Annotated in this window: 13 protein-coding genes and 1 riboswitch; of the genes, 6 read left to right on the top strand and 7 right to left on the bottom strand. The window is 73.1% G+C overall.

Annotated elements, in window-relative coordinates; all coding sequences use genetic code 11:
- Positions 1–68 precede the first annotated feature (68 nt).
- Both ACWERV_RS08520 and ACWERV_RS08515 read left to right on the top strand, forming a co-directional pair.
- Positions 69–6,536 carry an RHS repeat-associated core domain-containing protein gene (locus ACWERV_RS08520; RefSeq protein ID WP_452930409.1) on the top strand — a complete coding sequence of 2,156 codons (6,468 nt, stop codon included), beginning with the start codon at positions 69–71 and terminating at the stop codon, positions 6,534–6,536.
- A gap of 58 nt (positions 6,537–6,594) precedes the next feature.
- Positions 6,595–7,167: a hypothetical protein gene (locus ACWERV_RS08515; protein WP_452930406.1), complete on the top strand. Its 573-nt coding sequence runs from the start codon at positions 6,595–6,597 to the stop codon at positions 7,165–7,167.
- Between the two features lie 63 nt (positions 7,168–7,230).
- Here the strand turns inward: ACWERV_RS08515 and ACWERV_RS08510 are convergent, their stop codons facing one another.
- From ACWERV_RS08510 to ACWERV_RS08500, 3 genes are all read right to left on the bottom strand, one after another.
- Complete coding sequence (locus tag ACWERV_RS08510; RefSeq protein WP_452930403.1) at positions 7,231–8,340, bottom strand: NlpC/P60 family protein; 1,110 nt, start codon at positions 8,338–8,340, stop codon at positions 7,231–7,233.
- Positions 8,341–8,693: 353 nt separating this feature from the next.
- Entirely contained in the window at positions 8,694–9,734 is a 1,041-nt protein-coding gene (locus ACWERV_RS08505) for a C40 family peptidase (RefSeq protein ID WP_398185155.1), read from the bottom strand.
- A 7-nt stretch (positions 9,735–9,741) separates the two neighbouring features.
- Positions 9,742–9,899, bottom strand: a riboswitch (cyclic di-AMP (ydaO/yuaA leader).
- A 140-nt stretch (positions 9,900–10,039) separates the two neighbouring features.
- Positions 10,040–11,170 (bottom strand): NlpC/P60 family protein, encoded by a 1,131-nt coding sequence (locus ACWERV_RS08500; RefSeq protein WP_452930399.1) that lies wholly within the window; start codon positions 11,168–11,170, stop codon positions 10,040–10,042.
- Positions 11,171–11,369: 199 nt separating this feature from the next.
- On the opposite strand from ACWERV_RS08500, the gene pcrA reads away from it, so the two are divergent.
- Positions 11,370–13,823 (top strand): DNA helicase PcrA, encoded by a 2,454-nt coding sequence (gene pcrA / locus ACWERV_RS08495; protein ID WP_452930396.1) that lies wholly within the window; start codon positions 11,370–11,372, stop codon positions 13,821–13,823.
- A gap of 46 nt (positions 13,824–13,869) precedes the next feature.
- Here pcrA and ACWERV_RS08490 read toward each other — a convergent pair whose 3' ends face one another.
- Complete coding sequence (locus tag ACWERV_RS08490) at positions 13,870–15,321, bottom strand: M23 family metallopeptidase (protein WP_452930394.1); 1,452 nt, start codon at positions 15,319–15,321, stop codon at positions 13,870–13,872.
- A 139-nt stretch (positions 15,322–15,460) separates the two neighbouring features.
- The gene (locus tag ACWERV_RS08485; protein ID WP_452930391.1) at positions 15,461–16,444 is read right to left on the bottom strand and encodes an esterase/lipase family protein; all 984 of its coding nucleotides are present in this window, start codon (positions 16,442–16,444) and stop codon (positions 15,461–15,463) included.
- 402 nt (positions 16,445–16,846) lie between these two features.
- On the opposite strand from ACWERV_RS08485, the gene ACWERV_RS08480 reads away from it, so the two are divergent.
- Complete coding sequence (locus tag ACWERV_RS08480) at positions 16,847–17,257, top strand: cobalamin B12-binding domain-containing protein (protein WP_398185139.1); 411 nt, start codon at positions 16,847–16,849, stop codon at positions 17,255–17,257.
- A 236-nt stretch (positions 17,258–17,493) separates the two neighbouring features.
- Positions 17,494–18,975, top strand: a complete 1,482-nt coding sequence (locus ACWERV_RS08475; RefSeq protein WP_452930388.1) for an FAD-dependent monooxygenase — start codon at positions 17,494–17,496, stop codon at positions 18,973–18,975.
- Between the two features lie 291 nt (positions 18,976–19,266).
- On the opposite strand, the gene ACWERV_RS08470 is transcribed toward ACWERV_RS08475, so the two are convergent.
- Complete coding sequence (locus ACWERV_RS08470; protein ID WP_452930385.1) at positions 19,267–20,859, bottom strand: DUF5691 domain-containing protein; 1,593 nt, start codon at positions 20,857–20,859, stop codon at positions 19,267–19,269.
- Between the two features lie 71 nt (positions 20,860–20,930).
- Positions 20,931–22,277 (bottom strand): SWIM zinc finger family protein, encoded by a 1,347-nt coding sequence (locus tag ACWERV_RS08465; RefSeq protein ID WP_452930382.1) that lies wholly within the window; start codon positions 22,275–22,277, stop codon positions 20,931–20,933.
- 138 nt (positions 22,278–22,415) lie between these two features.
- Between ACWERV_RS08465 and ACWERV_RS08460 the strand changes: the two genes are divergently transcribed.
- Positions 22,416–23,528 (top strand): ATP-binding protein, encoded by a 1,113-nt coding sequence (locus ACWERV_RS08460; RefSeq protein ID WP_452930379.1) that lies wholly within the window; start codon positions 22,416–22,418, stop codon positions 23,526–23,528.
- The last annotated feature ends 143 nt before the right edge of the window (positions 23,529–23,671 follow it).

Here is a 23,671-nt window from a genome sequence, read left to right as displayed (position 1 = left end):
GCTTCTCCCTGGTGCCGGCCGCGGTCAGGTCCGCGTGCCCGCACGCGGTTCGTCCAGGAAGGGATTCCGTGAGATCACCGAATGGCCCCCGGGGGCCGCGCCGTTCGGCGTGGTGGCGGGGCAGCACGATATGCGCGACGCTCGCCGCGGCCGTCGTCGTGCCGATGCTGGGGCTGAGCGCCGCCCCCGCAGCGGCGGACGCCGGACCGCTCGGCCGCAGCGCGGTACCGAAGCCGCACAGCACGAAGACCCACTCCGTCGCGCTGGGCGCCCAGCAGCAGCGCGACGCGTTCGCCCGGCAGCGCAAGGCCGACGACACGCAGGCCGCCCGCGCCCTGACCCAGCAGCACGCGTCCTGGCCCGCGGGCGGTACGGGCACGGTCGCGGTACGCGCGCCCGGCGCGCACGGTGCCGCGGCGGCGGCCGGCGGACTGCCCGTCACCGTCACCGCGGCGGGGGCCGCCGCCGGCACCCCGCAGAACGCCACCGTCACGGTCGCCGACCGGGCGGCCACCCGGGCCGCGGGCGTCACCGGCGTCCTGCTCTCGGTCACCGGGCAGGGGACCACCCGGCCGGACCGGGTCCAGGTCGGCTACGCGGGCTTCGCCTCGGCGTACGGCGGCGGCTGGTCCGGGCGGCTGCGGCTGGTGCAGCTGCCGGCCTGCGCCCTGACCACCCCGCAGCAGACCCGGTGCCGTACGCAGACACCGCTGGACGACGCCAACGACGTGGCCGCGCAGACCGTCTCGGCCGCGCTGCCGCGGACCGCTGCCGCCGCCGCGGCCGCGGCCGCCCCGACGGTGCTCGCGCTCACCGCGGACGGCACCGGCGGCGAGGCCACCGACGGGGCGGGCGACTACTCCGCCACCAAGCTGGAGCCGTCGGCGACCTGGACCGCGGGCGACTCGTCCGGGTCCTACTCCTGGTCGTACGCCATGGACGTGCCCTCCGCCCCCGCCGGTCCGGCGCCCTCGCTGTCGCTGGCCTACGACTCCGGCAGCATCGACGGGCAGATCGCGACCAGCAACAACCAGGGCTCCCAGGTGGGCGCGGGCTTCACCGACACCGCCGAGTCCTACATCGGCCGCAACTACGGCTCCTGCGACGAGGACGGCCAGAGCAAGGTCTACGACCTGTGCTGGAAGTACGACAACGCCTCGCTCGTCCTCAACGGCCGGGCCACCGAGCTGGTCAAGGACGACACGACGGGCACCTGGCGGCTCGCCGACGACGACGCCTCCACCGTCACCCACTCCACCGGCGCCGACAACGGCGACCAGGGCGACGGCGTGGACGGCGCGGGCGAGTACTGGACGGTGACGACCGGCGACGGCACGAAGTACGTCTTCGGCCTGAACAAGCTGCCCGGCGCCGGCACCCAGCGCACCAACTCGGTCTGGACGGTGCCGGTCTTCGGCGACGACTCCGGCGAGCCCGGCTACGCCAAGGGCAGCGCCTTCGCCGACCGGTGGTACCAGCAGGCCTGGCGGTGGAACCTGGACTACGTCGTGGACACGCACGGCAACGCCGAGACGTACTGGTACACCGCGGAGACCAACTCCTACAAGCGTGACAAGGCCACCACCGCCAACGCCACCTACACCCGCGGCGGTTACCTCGACCACATCCTCTACGGGCAGCGGTCCGACACCCTCTTCACCGCCACCGCCCCCTACCAGGTGCACTTCGGCTACGCCGAGCGCTGCCTGGCCGCCGACTGCTCCAGCCTGACCGAGAAGACCGCGCAGAGCTGGCCCGACGTGCCCTTCGACCAGATCTGCGCGGCGAACGCCTCGGACACCGCGTGCAAGGCGGTCGCCCCGTCCTTCTTCACCCGCAAGCGGCTGACGCAGGTGCAGACGTCGGTGTGGTCGGGCAGCGGCACCACCTACACGCCCGTCGACACCTGGGCGCTGACGCACAAGTACCTGGACCCGGGCGACATCGGCGACAGCTCCGACCAGTCGCTCGTCCTCGACACCCTCACCCGTACCGGCAACGGCGCGGGCGGTGTCACCCTCAAGCCGGTGAGCTTCACCTACCAGCAGCTGCCCAACCGGGTTGACGCCACCGACAACATCCTGCCGCTGTCGCGTCCGCGGCTGGAGGGCATCACCTCGGAGACGGGCGCGGTCACCACCGTCACCATGTCCCCGCCGGACGACTGCGTCCGCGGGACGAGGATGCCCGCCGCCGAGGACGACGACACCATGGCGTGCTATCCGGTCTACTGGCACGTCAACGGCGCCACGGACGCCTCGGTGGACTGGTTCCACAAGTACCGTGTGCTGTCGGTCAGCACCGCGGACCCGACCGGCAACAACGAGCCGGAGGAGCACTCCTACGAGTACGCCGACCCCGCCTGGCACCACGACGACAGCCCGCTGACCCCCGAGGACGAGCGCACCTGGTCGATCTGGCGCGGCTACCGCACCGTCACCGACTACCTCGGCACGGGGACCGGCCGGGAGAAGACCGTCACCACCTACTTCCAGGGCATGGACGGCGACAAGCGCAAGTCCGGCGCCGCCCGCTCGGCCACGGTCACCGGCCAGAGCGTCGGCGGACTGAGCATCCCCGCGGTCACCGACGCCGACCAGTACGCGGGCTTCACCCGTGAGTCCGTCACCTACGACGGCGCCACCGCGATCTCCGCGACCGTCAACGACCCCTGGTCGGCGCGGACGGCGACGCAGCACAAGTCGTACGCCGACACCGAGGCCTACTACGTCCGCACCGGCAAGACGTACGACTACACCTGGCTCACCGCACGGTCGGCGTGGCGGTCCACGTCCACCGCGACCACCTACGACTCCTACGGCATGGCCGTCAGCGAGGACGACGCGGGCGACACCGCCAAGAGCGGCGACGAGACGTGCACCCGCACCTGGTACGCCCGCAACCCCGGCGCCGGTCTGACGGCGCTGGTGTCCAGGACCCGTACCGTCGGCAAGCCGTGCGGCACCACCGACAGCGCCCTGGCGCTGCCCGCGAACAGCAGCACACCCGGCGACGTGCTCTCCGACACCGCCACCGTCTACGACAACCCGTCCGCCACCACCTGGACCTCCGCCCAGACCCCCACCAAGGGCGACGGCAGCTGGACCGGCCGCGCCTCGGCGTATCCGGCGGGCGCCGACAGCAACGGCGAGCGCAAGCCGGTGAGCTGGCAGACCACCACGAAGACCGCCTTCGACGCCCTGGGCCGCGCCACGTCCTCGACGGACGCCGCCGGCAACACCGACGCCACCGCCTACACACCGGCCGGTGCGGGAGTCCCGACCCAGACCGTCGAGACCAACGCGGCCAAGCAGTCCACCGTCACCGTGCTGGAGCGGCTGCGCGGCCAGAAGACGCAGGTCTACGACGTCAACGGCAAGCTCACGGAGCTGACCTACGACGGCCTCGGCCGGCTCACCGGCGTCTGGCTGCCCAACCGCAGCAAGGGCGGCGGCGAGAGCGCCAACACCACCTACACCTACCACGTCGACAACGCGACCCAGTCGTACGTCGCCACCTCCACGCTGGGGCTCAACAACACCCGCAGCACCAGCTACGACATCTACGACGCGCTGCTGCGGCCGATCCAGAAGCAGACCCCGACGCCGATCGGCGGCCGGCTGCTCACCGACACCCGCTACGACTCGCGCGGCCTGGTCACCGCCACCTACGCCGACACCTACGACAGCTCCAAGGCGCCCACGGGCACGTACGACCGGGGCGAGTACGGCGGCACGCCCACGCAGCACCAGTTCACCTTCGACGCGGCGGGCCGCACCACGTCCGACCAGCTGCTGGTCTACGGCGTGCCGAAGTGGTCCACCACCACCAGCTACACCGGTGACTCCACGGCCGTCAGCGCGCCCGCGGGCGGCTCGGCCTCCCGTACCGTGACCGACGCGCGCGGGCGGACCTCGGAGCTGCGCGAATACTCCGGCGGCTCCTACGCCGACGCCGACTACGGCGGCACCGCGCCGTTGCCCGCGCACACCACGACCGCCTACACCTACGGCAACGACGACCGCAAGCTCACCGTGACCGGGCCCGACAAGGCCGTGTGGTCGTGGGGCTACGACCTGTTCGGCCGCCAGACGTCGGCGACCGACCCGGACGCCGGGAAGACCACGACCACCTACACCGCGATCGACAACGTCGACACCGACACCGACGCCGAGGGCCGCACGCAGCTGTTCGGCTACGACTCCCTCGGCCGCAGGACCGGCCTGTGGCAGACCGACCGCAGCGACGCCAACCGGCTGGCGAGCTGGACCTACGACACCGTCGCCAAGGGCCAGCCCGCGACCTCGACCCGCTACGACGGCGGCAGGCAGTACACCGACGCGATCACCTCGTACGACAGCCTCTACCACGTCACCGGCAGCACCGTGAGCCTGGACCCGACCGATCCGCTGGTCACCTCCGGCGCCGCGCAGGCCGGTTACAGCTTCGCCGCGAGCTACAACGTCGACGGCAGCCTCGCCTACAGCCGCGAACCGGCCGTCGCCGGACTCCCGCAGGAGGACGTCAGCTACACCTACACCCCGACCGGGAACGTCGACACGGTGGTCGGCAAGTCCGGCTACGTGCTGGACACCGCCTACTCGCAGACCGCCCGGCCCGAGCAGCTGACGCTCGGAGTCTCCCCCTCGCCGACCGTCAAGCAGGCCTACCTCGACAACGAGTGGGAGGAGGGCACCGGCAGGCTGCTGCGCAGCTACGTCACCGACGACACGCACGCGTGGATGCCGATGGACCTGCACTACAGCTACGACGCCGCCGGTGACGTCACGAAGATCAGCAACCCCGCCACCCTCGGCGGCACCACCACCGCCGACACCCAGTGCTTCGGCTACGACGGCTACCAGCGGCTGACCAGCGCCTGGACCCCGGCCGGCGGCGACTGCGCGTCGGGTACGGCCGCCACCGCCGCCCTCGGCGGACCGGCACCGTACAGCAGCAGCTACGCCTACACCGACGGCGGGCTGCGCACCAGCGACACCGAGCGCACCGCGGCGGGCGCCGGCGGCACCACCACCTACTGCTACGGCAAGCCCACCCAGCCGCACACCCTGACCAGCACCGTCAGCACCGGCAGCTGCACGGGCGCGGCCGACACGTACACCTACGACAAGGCGGGCAACACCCTCACCCGGCCCCTCGCGGGCACCGCCGGGCAGCAGCTCACCTGGAACACCGAGGGCGACCTCGCCACCTCCGCCGAGGGCACCGACGCGGCGGGCTACCTCTACGACGCCGACGACGACCTGCTCGTCCGCCACGCCACCAGCGGGGACGGGGAGAGCGTGCTCTACCTCGGCGCTACCGAACTGCACTCCCGCAAGGGCGCCGACGGCAAGGTCACGACCTGGGGCGTACGCCAGTACACCGAGGGCGCGGACGGCCAGGTCGTCGCGGAGCGCACCACCGAGCCGGGCGTGCCGCAGCTGAGCTGGATCGCCTCCGACGACCACGGCACCGCGGGCATCGCCCTGGACGGCGCGACCCAGGCCGTCAGCACGCGCTACACCACGCCCTTCGGCTCCTCGCGCGGCAGCGGCCCCGCGAACTGGCCGGACGACAAGGGCTTCCTCGGCGCCCCGGCCGACCCCGGCAGCGGCCTCACCCAGGTCGGCGACCGGCAGTACGACCCGCTCACCGGCCGCTTCCTGAGCACCGACCCGAAGCTGGAGACGGACAAACCGCAGACCCTCAACGGCTACGCGTACGGCGCGGACAACCCCGTCACCTTCGCCGACCCCACCGGCGACGGCCTGGCCTGCGGCTTCGGCGACGAGCCGGCCTGCCCGCACACCCCCAGCAAGGGCAAGGGCGACGGCGGCGACCACCGCACCCAGAAGGAGAAGGAGCAGGACGCCCGGCACCACTCGGGCGCGAGCCACACCGCCACCTCCGCCTCGTACCACACCAAGAGCGGCAACAGCGGCGGCAACTCCGTCGACAGCAAGACGCAGGACTGGCTGCGCAAGAACCTCGGGTACACCGGCGGCGGCAACCTGGACGACAAGACGTTCAGGAACTGGATGGACACCGCGGGCGGCAAGTACTCGGCGCAGATCCAGCAGTTCGGCAAGTGCCTGGACGGCGGCAGCTCGGCCGCGCAGTGCAAGGACGCCGTCAAGATGCCGCACAAGAACGACGTCGCGGACAAGCTCAACGCGGCGTCCAACGACGCCATCATGCTGGCTGGCGCCGGGCTGCTCTTCTGCTCGGTCGTCGGCCCCGAGGGTGGCGCGGCGTGCGGTGCGACGGCCATCGCCGTCTACACCGGCATCCAGATCGTGGCCAACGGCTACCAGGCGTACTACAACTGCCGTAACGGCTTCGGCACCGCGTGTGTGAAGTCCTCCGTGCAGGCGCTGCTCATCTTCACCGGCATCGGATTCGCCCCCAAACTGGCGGCGTCACCCGTCGGGAAGGTGGCGAACAAGATAGGGACCTCGGTCGCCGGCGGCATCGTCAAGGGGGTCGGCGGTGTCGCGAAGGGGTTCAAGAAACTCGGTGGTCTCTTCGGATGAGCAGGACAATGACAACGGAGCAGGCGGAGCAGGGGACGAGAACGGAGGAGGGGGACCGATGACGGTTTCCGCTGCGGAACACCCGCAAAGGCAACCGGGCTTCCTGGTGCCGCTGGTGGCGCACACCCGGTGGATCACCGCCGGGTGCGTGGCCGGCACCGCGGCGGGCCTCGCCGTGGCACTGCCGGTCGGCAGCCGCGACCAGGACTGGGACGCCTTCAACCTGACGGGGCAACTCGTCGTGCTGGGGCTCTACCTGGTGATCATGCCGTTCGCGCAGTTCCGCGCGGGGGCGCGGCGCCGCACGGCCGAGGGCTACGCGGCGGCCGTCCCCGCCGAAGGGCTGCCGGGCGTGCGGCCGGCCGGGGAAGTCCGGCGGCGGCTCGCCCTGGACGCCGTGGCAGTGGGCCTGGGCAGCGCGCTGTTCGCGCTGTTCGGCGTCTGGCGGCTGCACGTGCCGTTCCTGGTACTGCTGCTGCCGCTGCTCTTCACGGTGTTCGCGGTGCAGACCCGCGCCGCCCGGGGATGGGAGCGCGAGCACGGCGTCGTCCTGTGGCGGCCGGCGCTCGGCCGGGCGGGATCCCGCGGAAAGGCCGCGGGGCTGTACGTGACACCCGCGGACACGCCCTAGCACGCGGACCCCTGCCGGCCCGGTCGCGACGCGACCGGGCCGGCAGTCCCATGTCCCGCCGTGTCAGCTCGGCCGCACCGCGCCCGCGAAGGGCATCTCGCTGATCGGCGCGATCCGCACCGTCGAACCGGGATGCGGGGCGTGGATCATCCGGCCGCCGCCGATGTAGATCCCGACATGGCTCACACCCGAGTAGAAGAAGACCAGGTCGCCGGGCTGGAGCTGGTCGCGCGAGATCCGCTGCCCCGCGTTGATCTGGGTGTAGCTGGTGCGCGGCAGGGACACGCCCGCCGCCTTGTACGCCGCCTGCGTCAGGCCCGAGCAGTCGTACGCGCGCGGGCCCGTGGCGCCCCACACGTACGGCAGGCCGAGCGCGCGGTACGCGAACGCCACGGCCCTGGCGGCGCGCGCCGAGGGCGCCGCGACGGAGGGGAGCGGCGCGGTGGCGGTGCCGTGCGCGCCGGGGGAGGCGGGGGCGGCCTGCGCCGGGGGGTCCTCGTCCGCCGCGAGGGCCGCGCGCTGGGCGGCGGTCAGCCGGTCGAGCAGCGCCTGTGCGGCGGCGAGCTTGCCGGTGACGGTGCGGCGGTGCGCGGCGACGGCGGCCTGCGCGCCGCGCAGCGCGGCGAGCTTGTCGGCGGCCTGCGCGCGGGTGCCGGCGATGTCGCGCTGCTGGGCGGCGAGCTGCCGCAGCGTCACGGACTGCCGGGTGCCGGCCTGGGTGAGGAAGGCGGCGCGTTCCAGGTAGCTGCCGGGCGTGGAGCTGAGCGCGAGCTGCAGCAGCGGGTCGAGGCCGCCGGTGCGGTACTGGGCGGCGGCGAGGCTGCCGAGCGCGTCCCGGGTGGTGTTCAGGGCCGCGGTCTTGCGGGCCAGCTCGTCCTGGAGGGCGGTGACCTGGGTGTCCGCCCGGTCGGCCTGCTCCTTGGCGCCGTCGTACTCCTGCGTGGCCCGCTCCGCCTGCTGGTAGAGCGTCGCGACCTGGGCGCGCACCTGGTCGGGGGTGAGCGTGGGCTCGGCGTGGGCGGTCTCGCCGAGCAGGGACACGGAGGCGGCCGAGGCGAGGGCCAGGGTGACGCCGACCCGCTTGGTGGTCGTGGCGGGACCGCCGGCTAAAGGGGGGCGTTTGCGGTGCGCGGCGGGGCCGGTGGGACTGCCGGCGGGACTGTGTGAGGCCATCGCGGCCGTCACTCCTTCCAGGGAACGGCCCGGCGGCGCCTGCACGGGGGAGCAGGACGCCGCCGGGCCTTCGGCGGGGGTGGCCGATGCCGTCCACGAGCCGGGACGGCAGTGGGGTGTCGGCCACCTGAGGAGCGACGCTAGACCCGCCGGGGGCGGAAAAGGGGCGCACTGACCGGGACTGACCTCATCCGGTCGGCTCTGCCCGCTTCCGACCGCTGTTCGACGGGTGACCCGCCCGCATATGCCCGCAGCCTGACCGGATGCCCCGGAACCGGTTCCGTACGACCGACGTACGGTACGGGGCAGGGGGCGCGGTCAGGCTGCGGAGGCGGGCGGCGCGGTGCCGGGGGTCAGGCGACCCGGCGCGCGGTCGAGAAGGGCATCCAGCTCATCGGGGCGACCTCGACGACCGCGCCGGTGTGCGGGGCGTGCACGATCTGGCCGTTGCCGAGGTAGATGCCGACATGCGAGTTGCCGGAGTAGAAGAAGACCAGGTCGCCCGGCTGGAGGTCGGCCTTGGAGACGGGCACCCCGTAGTGGATCTGGTCCTGCGTGGTGCGCCCGATCGTCACGCCCGCCGCGCGGAAGGCGGCCTGGGTGAGCCCGGAGCAGTCGTACGAGCCGGGGCCGGTCGCGCCGCGCACGTACGGCTTGCCGCGCTGCGCGAGCGCGAACTGGATGGCGGCGGCGGCCCGGCCGCTCGCGGGGCCGGAGTAGGTGTAGTCCGTCTTGGACGACGAGCCCTTGTGGATGTTGGCGACCTGGGTCCGCTGCTGGGCGGTGAGGCTGTTGAGCAGCTTCTGCGCCGCGGCGAGCTTGTCCTCCATGGTCTTCTTCTGCGTCGCGAGCTGCTGCTGCGCGGTGGTGAGCTGCGCGAGGCTCGCGGTGGCCTGCGACCGCTGGATGGAGGCCTGCTCCTGCTGCGTCCGGAAGTTCTTCAGCGCCGCGGTCTGGCTCGCCGACAGCTGGCTGAGCGTGTGCGACTGGTCCAGGAAGCCCGCCGGGTCGCTGGACAGGAGCAGCTGGACGGTCGGGTCGATGCCGCCGTCGCGGTACTGCGCGCTCGCGAACTGGCCCAGCAGCCGCCGGGTGGCGTTCATCTGCTCGGTCTTCTCGGCGACCTCGGCCAGCAGCGTGTTGGTCTTGGTGCGCTGCGCCTTGGTGTTCTCCACCGCCTGGTTGTAGGCCTCCGTCGCCACCTCGGCCTGCTCGTTGAGGGTGTCGATCTGCTTCTTGACCTCGGCGATGGACGGCTTCGGCTTGGCGGGCGCGGCGCTGGCGCTCTCGCTGAGCAGGGTGACCGAGGCAAGGGCCGCGGCGGTGACCCCGACCGCCGCGCGGGGGGCGGTGAGGGCCAGCAGGCTCTGACGCGGCTTGCGGTGCGACGCCACGAAGGCGACTCCTTCCGTGAACCGCCGACCGGGTTAGCTGACGGGTTCGGGCCGGGAAGGCTGGCCCTACGGTGCGGTGCCGCGCGGCACCGTGTCCGATTCACCCCAAGTGTGCTTGGTGGGTCCCCGGTTCCGGCCTGGGGCCGGATTGAGCGGAGGCGACGCGCTGCCGGTGCCGTCACCGGCGGAGAACGCATCACCTAGCGGGCTACGGTAGTCAAACTCCCCCGGGTCTGGGAAGTTTGGATCGGAACGTGACCGAAATCGCTTTGTGATCTTACGGTTGGTGACCGCTCGCCCCCGTGTCAGTACGGGCGGACCACCCCGTAGATGGGCATTTCGGTGATCGGCGCGATTTTCACGACCGTGCCCGTGTGCGGCGCGTGGATCATGTTGCCGCCGCCGATGTAGATGCCGACGTGGCTGTGGTCGCTGTAGAAGAAGACCAGGTCGCCGGGCTCCATGTCGGACTGCGAGACCCGGGTGCCGACGGTGACCTGCTCACCGGTGGTGCGCGGCAGCGTCACCCCCGCCGCCTTGTAGGCCGCCTGCGTCAGGCCCGAGCAGTCCCACGAACTGGGCCCGGTCGCGCCCCACACGTACGGCTCGCCGATCTGGTCGCGCGCGAAGGCGATCGCCTTGTCCGCGATCGAGGAGTTCGCGGCGGAAGATGTGCTGGTCGTGGAACCGGCCTGCTGGGCCTGCTTGGCCGCGGCCGCCTTCTTCGCCTCCTCCGCCTTCGCGATGGCGGCGGCCTTCTTCGCGGCTTCCTCCGCCTGCTTCTTCTCCAGCGCCGCCAGCCGCGCCTTCTCCTGCGCGGTCAGGCTGTTGAGGAGCTTCTGCGCCGCGCCCAGCTTCTTCGCCACGTCCGCCTTGGCGGCCTTGAGCTGTGCCTGCTTCGCGGTGAGCGTCTGGAGCGCCTGCGCGGCCTGGATGCGCTTCTGCGTCGCGTCGGCCTGCTGCACCCGGAAGTTCTCGACGGCGGCCTTCTGCCGCTTGCCGAACAGGTCGGTCAGATGCCGCTGGTCGAGCAGATCCTGCGGGCTGGCCGCCAGCAGGTAGGTGGCGGTCGAGTCGTCGCCGCCGCTGCGGTACTGGGCGGAGGCGTAGATGCCCAGCTGGCGGCGGGACTCGTTCAGCGTCTGCGTCTTCTGGGCGGCCTGCGCCAGCAGCGTGTTGACCTTCGTGTTCTGCTGGCTGGTGGCTTCCTTGATCCCGTTGTAGTTCTCGGTGGCCACCTCCGCGTCGTGCTGGAGGGCGTCCACCTTCGCCTTGACGTCGGCGATCGACGGCTGCGGGGAAGGAGCCCCGGGGGCGGCGGCCGCCGCCTCCGCGAAGATGGTCATGGTGGCCAGCGCGGCGGTCGTCAGCCCCACGGCCGTGCGCGGCCCCGGGGTGCTGAGTATCGCGGTGCGGGACTTGCGGTGTGTCGCCATGCCCGACGGACTCCTTTCGGACGCTGCCTGGTGCGGCACCGTAACCAAGTGGCGCAGCCAGGGGAAGGCCGGTGTCCGGTTGGCCCCGATACCTTTTCGTAATCAATTCCGATTCTCACGGTGTGTGATTCGCGAGCTACGGGGAAAGGGGGCCGAACCGGACCGCGCTGTCGGTGCCACCGCCTAGACTCGGGAGGCGATGAGCAGCCTCTTTGACGACGACTTCCTCGCCGGCCTCCAGTCCGGTCTGCACGTGGCCCCCGAGCCCGCCGACCCGGACGCCCCGCCGCCCCCGGAGGACCACGAGTTCGGCGGCGGCGCCCCGGGCGGTGAGCGCGACGCGTACTACCGCAACGGCGCCCCGCGCCCCGCGACCGATCCCGCGCAGCTCCTGGAGGGGCTCAACGAGCAGCAGCGCGCCGCCGTCGAGCACTCCGGCGGGCCGCTGCTCATCGTCGCCGGGGCCGGCTCCGGCAAGACCCGGGTGCTCACCCACCGCATCGCCCACCTGCTCGCCGCCCGGGACGTCCACCCCGGCTCCGTCCTCGCGATCACCTTCACCAACAAGGCCGCGGGCGAGATGAAGGAGCGCGTCGAGGAGCTGGTGGGCCCGCGCGCCAAGGCGATGTGGGTGTCGACCTTCCACAGCGCGTGCGTGCGGATCCTGCGCCGCGAGTCCAAGGTGCTCGGCTTCACGTCGTCCTTCTCCATCTACGACGCCGCCGACTCCAAGCGCCTGATGGCCCTGGTCTGCCGCGACCTGGACCTCGATCCGAAGCAGTTCCCGCCGAAGTCCTTCAGCGCGAAGATCTCGGGCCTCAAGAACGAGCTGGTCGACGAGGAGACCTTCGCCGGACAGGCGGAGAACGGTTTTGAGAAGAAGCTCGCCGAGGCCTACGCGCTCTACCAGGCGCGGCTGCGCGAGGCCAACGCGCTCGACTTCGACGACATCATCATGACCACGGTCAACCTGCTCCAGGCCTTCCCGGACGTCGCCGAGCACTACCGGCGGCGCTTCCGGCACGTCCTCGTCGACGAGTACCAGGACACCAACCACGCGCAGTACACCCTGGTCCGCGAGCTGGTCGGGACCGGCGAGGAGGCGGGGGAGCTGTGCGTCGTCGGTGACGCGGACCAGTCGATCTACGCCTTCCGCGGCGCCACCATCCGCAACATCCTCCAGTTCGAGGAGGACTACCCGCAGGCCCGCACGATCCTGCTGGAGCAGAACTACCGCTCCACCCAGACGATCCTGTCCGCCGCCAACGCCGTCATCGAGCGCAACGCCGGCCGCCGCGCGAAGAACCTGTGGACGCAGGCCGGCGACGGCCCCGTCATCACCGGCTACACCGCCGACCAGGAGCACGACGAGGCCCAGTTCGTCGCCGACGAGATAGACCGCCTTACCGACGCCGGTGACGCCCGCCCCGGCGACGTCGCCGTCTTCTACCGCACCAACGCGCAGTCCCGGGTCTTCGAAGAGGTCTTCATCCGCGTCGGCCTGCCCTACAAGGTCGTCGGCGGCGTGCGCTTCTACGAGCGGCGCGAGGTCCGGGACGTGCTCGCGTACCTACGCGTCCTCGCCAACCCCGAGGACGGCGTCCCGCTGCGGCGGATCCTCAACGTGCCCAAGCGCGGCATCGGCGAGCGCGCCGAGGCGATGATCGAGGCGCTCGCGGCCCGCGAGAAGATCTCCTTCGCCGCCGCGCTGCGCCGGGTCGACGAGGCGTACGGCATGGCCGCGCGCTCCGCCAACGCCGTCAAGCGCTTCACCACGCTGATGGACGAGCTGCGCACCGTCGCCGAGTCCGGGGCGGGCCCCGCCGTCGTCCTGGAGGCCGTGCTGGAGCGCACGGGCTACCTGGCCGAGCTCCAGGCCTCCACCGACCCGCAGGACGAGACCCGGGTGGAGAACCTCCAGGAGCTGGCCGCGGTGGCGCTGGAGTTCGAGCAGGAGCGCGGCGAGGAGCAGCCCGGCTCGCTGGCGGAGTTCCTGGAGCGCGTCGCCCTCGTCGCCGACTCCGACCAGATCCCGGACGACGACGAGTCCGGCGGCGTCATCACCCTCATGACCCTGCACACCGCCAAGGGCCTGGAATTCCCGGTCGTCTTCCTCACCGGCATGGAGGACGGCGTCTTCCCGCACATGCGGGCGCTGGGCCAGGTCAAGGAGCTTGAGGAGGAGCGGCGGCTCGCGTACGTCGGCATCACGCGCGCCCGTGAGCGGCTCTACCTGACCCGGTCGATGATGCGCAGCGCCTGGGGCCAGCCCGCGTACAACCCGCCCTCGCGCTTCCTGGAGGAGATCCCGGACACCCTCGTCCAGTGGCGGCGCACCGGCTCCGACGCGAAGGGCCCCGGCGGCGGGGGCGGCACCCCGGCCTCCAAGGCCGCCGCGTCCCTGTCCTCGACCCTCGGCGCGGGTACGGGCGCGGGGCGGCGCGGCGCGGGCGGCTTCGCGACACGGCGCGGGGCGGGCGACCGCCCGGTCATCTCCCTCTCGGTCGGCGACCGCGTCACGCACGACAAGTTCGGGCTCGGCACGGTCATCGAGGTGACCGGCCAGCCGGGCGACGAGAAGGCGACGATCGATTTCGGCGACGAGCGGCCCAAGAAGCTGCTGCTGCGGTTCGCGCCGGTGGAGAAGCTGTAGGCGCAGGGCGCCGCGGGCCCGGGGCAGCCGCCTCGGGCCCGGCCGGTCAGCGCGGGTCGAGGCCGTGCTTGAGGAGCCAGGCCAGCGGGTCGATGGGGGAACCGCCGTTCGGGCGGACCTCCAGGTGCAGGTGCGGGCCCGTGGTGTTGCCGGTGTTGCCGGAGTAGGCGATCACCGTGCCCGCCTTCACCTTGCCGCTGCGGATCTTCGTGCTGCTCAGATGGCAGTACCAGGTCTCGGTGCCGTCCGGCGCGGTGACGATGGCCATGTTGCCGTAGGAGCTGTTCCACTGCGTACGGACCGTGCCGTCGGTCACCGCCATCACCGGGGTGCCGACCATGACGGGGAAGTCGATGCCGGTGTGCACCGACATCCAGTTCACGCCCGCCTGCCCGAAGTACGCGCTGAGCCCGTGCTGCTTGACCGGCAGCACGAACTTCGGCCGCAGCGCCTCCTTGCGGGCCGCCTCGGCGTCCGCCGCCTTCTTCGCCGCGGCCTGCCGGTCCTTGAGGTCGATGCGCTCCTGGGTGCGGCTGGCGCGGTCGGCGAAGTCGTTGGCGTCCGCGCTCACCCCGGCGAGCTGGCGGTCGAGCTGCGTGGTGGGCGCCTTGCCGCTGCTCGCGTCGGCCTTCGCCGCGCCGCTGTCCTGGGCCACGCCCACGCCGGTCACGGCCGCGGCGCCGACCGCCGCCACACCCATGACGGCGACCGACGGCACCGCGACGGTGAGCAGCGCGGAGCGCCGCGCGGGCTTGCGGCGGCGGCTGCGGGCGGCGGGCATCTCGGGGTCGGGGCCGTCGGCGGCGAAGTCGTGCCGCTCGTCGGTGCGGGAGGCGGCGGCGGTGTCGAGATCCAGACCGAGGTCGAGATCGAGGCCGAGGTCCGCTGCGGGGTCGGGCTCGGGCGCGTCCTGAGGCTGATGCTGCGGCTGCTGCTGGGCTTCGTGCGCGGTGGGCTCGGCGTAGCCGTAGTGCTGCGGGGCATACGGGTCGTAGCCGCTTCCCGCGTACGGGTCGTGGGCCTGCTGCTGGGGCGGGAACTGCTCGAAGATCCCGGTGTCGCCGCTCGCGTCGTAGCCGTAGCCGTACGCGGGGTAGCCGCCGGAGTCCCACTCCTGCGACGGGTAGCCGGGCTGGACCTGCTGCTGGGGCTGGGCCTGGGCCTGCGGCTGGGGCTGTTCGTACGACGCGAACTGGCCGGCGTCGAAGGTGCCCGTGTCGTAGTACGTCGTCCCGGAGGGGTACGCGTACGGGTCGTAGCTCTGCTGCTGGGTGGCCGGGTCGTAGCCGTACCCGTAGCCCGTGCCGTAGCTCACGTCCTGGGCCGGTGACTGGCCGTAGCCGTAGCCCGCGGGCTGCTGTGGGACGTAGCCGTACGTGCCGGTCGCGGTGTCGTCCGCGAAGGCGGTGCCGACAGCCTGGTAGGCACCCGTGGAATAGGCGTCGTACGCGTAGGCGTCGTAGTCGGGGGTGTGACCCGACGGGTGACGTTCGTTCACCGCCAGCTTCTCTTTCGCCTCGGCAGCAGGAGAATCAGCGGTGACTGTAGCTGCCGGTAGGGGACGGGGACAATCTCTGCCCGGAACGTGACGTCCGCCTTGCCCGGTGTTCGGTCGATATTCGACCGTTATGTGTCCGTTATGCGGCGTCGATCGCCGGACGCAGCGGACCGGCGCCCAGCAGCGCCCTGCGGATCTCCGCCACCACCGTGCCGTGCACCGGCAGGGCCAGATGGCCCACCCCGCTGACCTTGACATTCTCCGCCGGCAGATCCGGATGGACCAGTTGGGCCGCCTCCGCGGGGATCATCAGCTGGTCCAGATCGCTCCAGAAAGCCACGAACCGCGTCCGGCACCCGGGTGACGGCGCGGCCAGCTCCCGCAGCACCTCCGAGCCCGGCCGCATCTGCCGGACGATCGGGTGCGGCGCGAGCACCGGCACCGCGCGGGTGCCGGCGTGCGGGGTCCCCAGGGTGACCAGCGTGCGGACCCGGTGGTCACCGCCGAGCCGCTGGACGTAGTAGCGGGCGATCAGGCCGCCGAGGCTGTGCCCCACGACGTCCACCCGGCGCCGGTGGCTCTGCGCGCACACCTGCTCCACATGGCGGCCCAGCATCTCGGCCGCGGTGCGGATGTCGCCGATGAGCGGCGAGTAGTTCAGCGCCTGGACCTGCGGCCAGCCGTTCTCGTGCAGTGAGCGGCGCAGGACGGAGAACGCGGAGCGGTTGTCGACGAAGCCGTGCAGGAGGAGGACGGGCGGGCGCCCACGGGCCGCCGCCCCGCCGGATCGCCGGCCGTGCGTGCCCGCGGGATCGCCCTCCCGGGCGGGCGGGGGGCCGTGCCGGTGGCCCTGGCCGCCTCCGCGTTCGCGCTCGCGGTCGTTTTCGGTCTCGGTCTCGGTCTCGGTCTCGTGGTCGTGCTCGTGCTCGGGGAGGATGCCGGTGGGGTAGAGCACCAGGTGGCGGGCCAGTACCGCGAGGTCGGCCGCGGTGGCCCTGGCCAGGCCCACGCTGTGCCACAGGCGGCTCACCGACGGGCCGGGGGAGTCGGGGCTGCCGGGCGTGTCGGGCGTGTCGGGGCTGTTCGGGCGGTCAGAGCGGTCCGTGCCGTCGGGGCCGGCCATGGCCCACCTCCCGTCGCGGCCCGAATCCGCACCGACCCGGGCGCGCACCGGAGAAACCGCCGCTCGGGCGGGGCGTCCGCGGTGTGCCCGCGGACGCTGCCGCGGATGCCGCACCGCCGTGCTCTGCGGCTGGGAGCGCGGCAATGCGGCGTCCTGACAGCGGCTCCTCAGAACCAGACGAGTCGGCGTACCGCTCGGGCGTGTCCCGTGCCCGGGGGCGGCCCCACCGGCCCGACCTTGCGGGGAATGTGTCCCACTGTGTGATTTCCCCCTCGGTGCCGTCCGTAAAACTGACGCCCGGCGGAGGGTGGAGATAACGTTCGTTCACACGGTTCGCGCACAGTGCGGTCCACGGGCGGCCGGACGGGTCGGCACGGGGGCCGCGTACGCATGGAGGCAGAGATGGGTGTGTCCGGTCCGATCCGCGTGGTGGTCGCCAAGCCGGGGCTCGACGGCCATGACCGCGGGGCCAAGGTCATCGCCCGCGCCCTCCGGGACGCCGGTATGGAGGTCATCTACACGGGCCTGCACCAGACGCCCGAGCAGGTCGTCGACACCGCCATCCAGGAGGACGCCGACGCGATCGGCCTGTCCATCCTCTCCGGCGCCCACATGACGCTCTTCGCGAAGGTCGTGGAACTCCTCAAGGAGCGCGACGCCGCCGACATCACCGTCTTCGGCGGCGGAATCATTCCCGAGGCCGACATCGCCCCGCTCAAGGCGCTCGGCGTCGCCGCGATCTTCACCCCCGGAACGCCCACCGGTGACGTCGTCCAGTGGGTCACCGCGAACGTCGCGACGACCGCGGCGTAGGCGCCGCGCGGCGGGGTGGCCGTCTCTCGCGCCGACGGGCGAGCGGCCGTCCCGGCAAAAAAAGAACGGCAAGGACGTCACGCTCTCCTTGCCACTCTTAACTTATAGCGCACAGGGGGGCTTGCGGCAAGGCCCGTTCGATACCGCACAATGACCGGCCCGAGGTGCTCTGGGCTGCGGAAACGCGCATTCCCGGTCGGCACCGCGGTCGGAAACACACCCTCATCGAACGGGCCATGGTGATGACTGACGTGACGGACTCCCCCCGTACCGCCCACCCCACCGCCGACGTGATCGTGATCGGTGCCGGGCCCACCGGCCTCATGCTCGCCGGTGAACTGCGGCTGCACGGCGTGGACGTGCTCGTCCTGGAGAAGACGCCCCAACCGGTCGACCAGCCCCGCGGGCAGGGCCTGCACACCCGCAGCGTCGAGATCATGGACCAGCGCGGCCTGCTCGACCGCTTCCTCGCCATCAGCGAGAAATTCCAGGTCGGCGGCTTCTTCGGCGGCATCCACAAGGACTGGCCCGCGACCCTCGACACCGCCCACCCCTACGGCCTCGCCGTCTCGCAGCCCGCCACCGAGCGGCTGCTGCGCGAGCACGCGGAGCGGCTCGGCGCCCGTATCCGCTTCGGCAGCGAGGTCGCCGCGGTGGACCAGGACGCGGACGGCGTCACCGTCGGGCTCGCGGACGGCACCCGGCTGCGGTCGCGGTACGCCGTCGGCTGCGACGGCGGGCGCAGCGCCGTCCGCAAGGCCGTCGGCATCGGCTTCCCCGGCGAGCCCGCCACCGTCGAGACACTGCTCGGCCACATGACGCTCACGGAGGAGCCGGAGACGATCGCCGCGGTCGTGGCCGAGGTGCGCAAGACCCAACTGCGCTTCGGCGCGCACCCCCTCGGGGACGGCATCTACCGCATCATCGTGCCCGCCGAGGCCGTCTCGGAGGACCGGGCCGCCCCCACCCTCGACGAATTCCGCGCCCGGCTGCACGCCTACGCCGGAACGGACTTCGGGGCGCACACCCCGACCTTCCTCTCCCGCTTCACCGACGCCACCCGGCAGGCCGAGCACTACCGGGTCGGCCGCGTGTTCCTCGCGGGAGACGCCGCGCACATCCACCCGCCGACCGGCGGACAGGGCCTCAACATCGGCGTCCAGGACGCGTTCAACCTCGGCTGGAAACTCGCCGCGCAGCTCGCGGGCCGGGCCCCCGAGGATCTGCTCGACACGTACGAGGCCGAACGGCACCCGGTGGGCGCGGCCGTCCTCGACAACACCCGCGCCCAGATCATGCTCCTCGGCACCGAACCGGGCGCGGTCGCCCTGCGGGCGCTGCTGTCACGGCTCATGGACTTCGAGGACGTCAACGCGTACATGACGGGCGTCGCCACGGGGGTGGGGGTGCGGTACGACCTCGGCGGCGAGGACGACGGATCCGGCCTGCTCGGCCGGAGACTGCGGGACATCCCGCTCCCCGGGGGCGCCCGCCTGTACGAGCGGATGCGGTCAGGGCGCGGAATCCTGCTCGACTCCACGGACGCGCTGGACGCCACGGGCTGGTCCGACCGCGTCGACGTTCTCCCGGCGGGGGCCGCGGACCTTCCCGCACCGGCGGTGCTTTTGCGTCCCGACGGGCATGTGGCGTGGGCTGGGGCTACTCCGTCGGGGCTGGCGGGGGCGTTGGGGCGGTGGTTCGGTGCGGGTTTGGGGTGAGGCGGGGGCGCTCCGGGGTGGCTTGTTGCGGTTCGCCGCGCGACCTTCCCTCGGGGGGGGTGCTCGCGCAGTTCCTCGCGCCCCTGTCGCGGCGCCGCCGTTGGTGGGTCGGGGGCCGCCACGGGGCACCTCCTCGGAATGCGCCTTCGGCCTCCTACCTGGTCGGTGAGGCACTACCAGCGCATTCCTGCGGGGGCACCCCGCACCGTCCCCCTCCGGGCCGGTTCGGCGGCTGCCTGCCGGTGGGGGTGAGCGTGGCAGCTTCTGGCTCGGGTGTGGTCCCGGCGGGGGTCAGGAGTTGGGTGGGCGGAGTTCGGTGAGCATGGTGGCCCGGAGGCGGAGGGTGCCGGCGAGGCGTTGGAAGGCCTCGGACCAGTACGCGGAGGCGCCCGGCGCGCTGTTGGCGGTGTCCTCGCCGGCCGCGGCGAGGAGGGCGACCTGCTCGGCCCCCGCAGGGTCGAGGCAGCGTTCGGCGAGTCCCATGACGCCGCTGAAGCTCCAGGGGTAGCTGCCCGCGTCCCGCGCGATGTCGAGTGCGTCGACGACCGCCCGGCCGAGGGGCGGTGCCCAGGGAACGGCGCAGACCCCGAGCATCTGGAAGGCCTCGGAGAGTCCGTGCGCGGCGACGAACGCCGCGACCCAGTCGGCGCGTTCGCCCGCGGGGAGGATGGAGAGGAGTTTGGCGGGGTCGCCGATGGCGACGACGGGTGCGGTGGGTGCGGGCGGGGGGCCGAGGAGGGCGCGGGCCCAGGGCGCGTCGCGTTGGCGGACGGCGGCCCGGCACCATGCGGCGTGCAGGTCGGGCTGCCAGTCGTCCAGGACGGGGAGGGCGATGATCTGCTCGGGGGTGCGGCCGCCGAATCGTGCGGGCCACATGGCCAGGGGTGCGGCGTCCACGAGTTGGCCGAGCCACCAGGCGCGTTCGCCGCGGCCGTTCGGGGGGCGGGGGGCGACGCCGTCGCGTTCCATGGCGGCGTCGCATTCGTAGGGGGCTTCCACGACGATGCCGTCGGGGCCGAGGGAGACGCAGGTGCGGGCGCGTACGGCCATGCGTGCGGCGAGCGCGGATCCGGGGAGGGCGGAGAGCAGTTCGGCCGCGGTCGCCCGGACGTTGCGGCTGCGGTCGGAGAGGGCCTGTTCGAGGAAGGTCTCGTCCGCGGCGGACAGGCCCGTGCGCAGGGAGTCGAGGAACATGAGCCGGTCCTCGGCGCGTTCGCTCTTCCAGGTCGCGGCGAGCAGGGCGAGCCCGGTGTCGGGGGCGCTCATCCGCAGGCGGGTGAGCAGGGCGACGCGTTCGGCGAAGAGTCCTTCCTCCCAGAGCCGGGCGGCTTCCTCCTGGTCCTGGTCGGGCGTGGCGCCGGGGGTGCCGGGTTCGGGGACCGCTGCCGCGCCGGCGCGCAGGGCGTAGGCCCAGTCGGGGTTGAGGCGGGCGAGCCACCGTCCGCGCTGACCGGCGAAGGCGAGGGCGTCGGCGCGCAGGTCGGTACGGGCGCGGGCCACGTCCAGCAGCGCGGGGAGCAGTTCGGGGGGTACGGCGTAGCCCTCGTGGCGGGCGGCCGCGAGCCATTGGGGGAGCAGTTCGGCCAGGTTCGGGGCGGCGCCGCGCCGGTTGCCGCCGCCGGAGCCGGAGCGGTCGGCGAGGAGGGCGGCGAGTCGTCGGCGGGCGGCGGGCGGCAGTTCGGGCCGCCGGTCGGGGGCAGCGGGTTTCGGCCGTGGTCCGGCGGTGCCGGGCAGCAGCCCGGCGCGTCGCCGGACGACGCCGGTCGCCGCGGCGTCCAGCAGGCTCGACGCGGCGTCGGCGGCGTCGCCTATGACTCCGGCCGGGCGGCGCCGCTCGGTGCCGAGCAGTGCGATCCCGACGAGGTCGTCCCACCTCATGTCCATGAGGCCTCCCTCCGTGAGCCGGCCGCGGGCCTGGCTCCTCGCCTTGCGTGGTCGTCTGACGGGCCGTCCTCTTATACGGGCAGCGGGACGGGTGATTCCGGTGGCCAGGCGGCCAGCGGGTGGAGGCCGGCCGGGGTGGCCTCGGCGAAGAGGGTGACGGGGTGGCCGCCGGATATGGCGGCCAGCCGCCACAGCGGGGTGGGGCTCGTGAGCGGGGCGGCGGCGTCGGACGCCGCGTCGGCGACCTGCCAGTGGTCCTGGCCGGGAAGGGGCACGACGTCGGTGAGGACGACGGGGAAGGCGTCCAGCCAGGGGTCGTCCGCGAGCGCCGTGCCGTACGCGTCGAGGGCGGCGGCCACCGAGGTGCCCGGCGGGGTGCCGTCGGGGGCGGTCGTCGCGAACACCTCGCCGAGCACCGCGCGCAGCGGGACCGCGGCCGGGTGGTAGGCCAGCTCCGCGTCGAGGACCGAGCCGACGGGCAGCGTCAGTTCGGGGGCGCGGCCCGCGGCGCCGAAGGAGAGGAGCAGGGCGAAGCGGCCCGACGCGGCGTCATGGAGCCAGACCCGGCGGGTGGTCAGCCGTTCGTCCGGCGTGTCGTACTGCGCGAGGACCAGCCACTGCCCGCGGATCCGCGGCCCCGCGAGGACCTCCGCGGAATCGACGGTGAAGCCGACGCGCGTCCGTACCGTCTCGGCCAGCGGCCCGGGGAGGCGCTCGCGGCCGAGATACCCGCGGGCCAGCAGGTGCAGCAGGCCCGTCTCCTCCAGCATGCGCGACGGCCAGTCCCCGCCCGCCGCGGCGGCCGCACCCAGCGTGCGGACCCGGGAGGCGAGCCCAGGGGCCTGCGCGTCGACCATGCGGGCCGCCATCTCGTCCCACTGCTGGTAGCCCGCGCGCTCCGCGCCCGCGAGGCCGCCGCGCAGCAGGTCGGTGAGCCGCTGCTCCAGCTCGGCGGCGCCGCCCTCGACCCGCACCGCCCGCCGCTCGGCCCGCTTGCGGGCGGCGTCGGCCGCGGACGGGCCCGGCGCGGGCTCCTCCTCCGCGGAGGCGGTGGGGGCGGTCGCCTCCGCCTTCTTGCGGCGGGCCGTCAGCCACTGCTCGGCCCACTCCGGCGCGACCGCCCCCGCGGCGACCGCCCCTTCGTCACCGGCCCACAGTAAAAGCAGCCCCAGCGCGTGCTTGCACGGGAACTTCCGGCTCGGGCACGAGCACGCGTACGCGGGCCCGCGCAGATCGACGGCCGTCTGGTACGGACGGCTGCCGCTGCCCGCGCACAGGCCCCACACCGCGTCGTGCGACGCGCCCGTGCCCGACCACGGCGCGCGCGTCGCGAGCCGCGCGCCCGCGGTGCGTGACGCCGTGTCAGGCGCCAGTCCGAGCACCTGGTCGGCCGTCCACCGAGCTTCCGTTTCGTCCATGCCCACCACGCTAGGGGCACCCACTGACAATCGCTGTGACCTGCGCGGATAGCGCGCTGTGACGGATTGTCAGTGGGGGGGTGCACAGTGGGATCAGCACGGACCGAGGGGGTCCGTTCGAACGAGTGGGGGAGAGCCATGACCGCTTCGACGAGCGTCGCGGCCGGCACCGAGGAGGCCCTGCGGCCGCACGCCGAGGAGACCTTCGCGGCCGAACTGGCCGCGCTCGCCGCCGCCGACGACCGCCCGCGCCCGGCCCGCTGGCAGCTCTCGCCCTGGGCGGTGGCCACCTACCTGCTCGGCGGGACACTCCCGGACGGCACGGTCGTGACCCCTAAATACGTCGGCCCGCGCCGCATCGTCGAGGTCGCCGTGACGACACTCGCCACCGACCGGGCGCTGCTGCTGCTCGGCGTGCCGGGCACGGCGAAGACCTGGGTGTCGGAGCACCTGGCGGCGGCGATCAGCGGCGATTCCACCCTGCTGGTGCAGGGCACGGCCGGCACCCCCGAGGAGGCCATCCGCTACGGATGGAACTACGCCCAACTGCTCACACACGGCCCGAGCCGGCAGGCGCTCGTGCACAGCCCGGTGATGCGGGCGATGGCGGAGGGCCGCATCGCGCGCGTGGAGGAGCTGACGCGCATCCCGGCCGATGTCCAGGACACGCTCATCACGATCCTGTCCGAGAAGACGCTGCCGATCCCCGAACTGGGGACGGAGCAGCAGGCCGTCCGCGGCTTCAACCTCATCGCGACGGCCAACGACCGCGACCGCGGGGTCAACGAGCTGTCGAGCGCGCTGCGCCGCCGCTTCAACACGGTGGTGCTGCCGCTGCCCGCGAGCGCGGAGGACGAGGTGGAGATCGTCGCCCGCCGCGTCGCCCAGATAGGACGCGGCCTCGACCTTCCCGCCGCGCCGCGCGGCGCCGACGAGATCCGCCGTGTCGTCACCGTCTTCCGCGAGCTGCGCTCCGGCGTCACGGAGGACGGGCGCACCAAGATCAAGTCCCCGTCGGGCACGCTCTCCACGGCCGAGGCGATCTCCGTCGTGACGAGCGGCCTCGCCCTGGCGGCCCACTTCGGGGACGGCGTGCTGCGCGCCCCCGACGTCGCCGCGGGCATCCTCGGCGCCGTGGTCCGCGACCCGGCGGCGGACCGTCTCGTCTGGCAGGAGTATCTGGAGACGGTCGTGCGCGAGCGCGACGGCTGGAAGGACTTCTACCGCGCCTGCCGTGAGGTGTCGTCATGAGGCCGCCCCGCCGCCCGGCGGCCCTACGCGCCGGTGGATCGCCGTGGTGCCCGGCGGCAGCTCCCGGCCCACGGCCGGACACGGGGGAAGCCGCGGGCGCGCAGGAGACCGGGGCGTTCGGGACACGGCGGCGACCGGCGGCC

This window comes from Streptomyces sp. NPDC004031 (genome assembly GCF_053604375.1).
The sequence above is the reverse complement of the archived record's forward strand: the minus strand, read 5'-3'. Positions and strand labels throughout refer to the sequence as shown.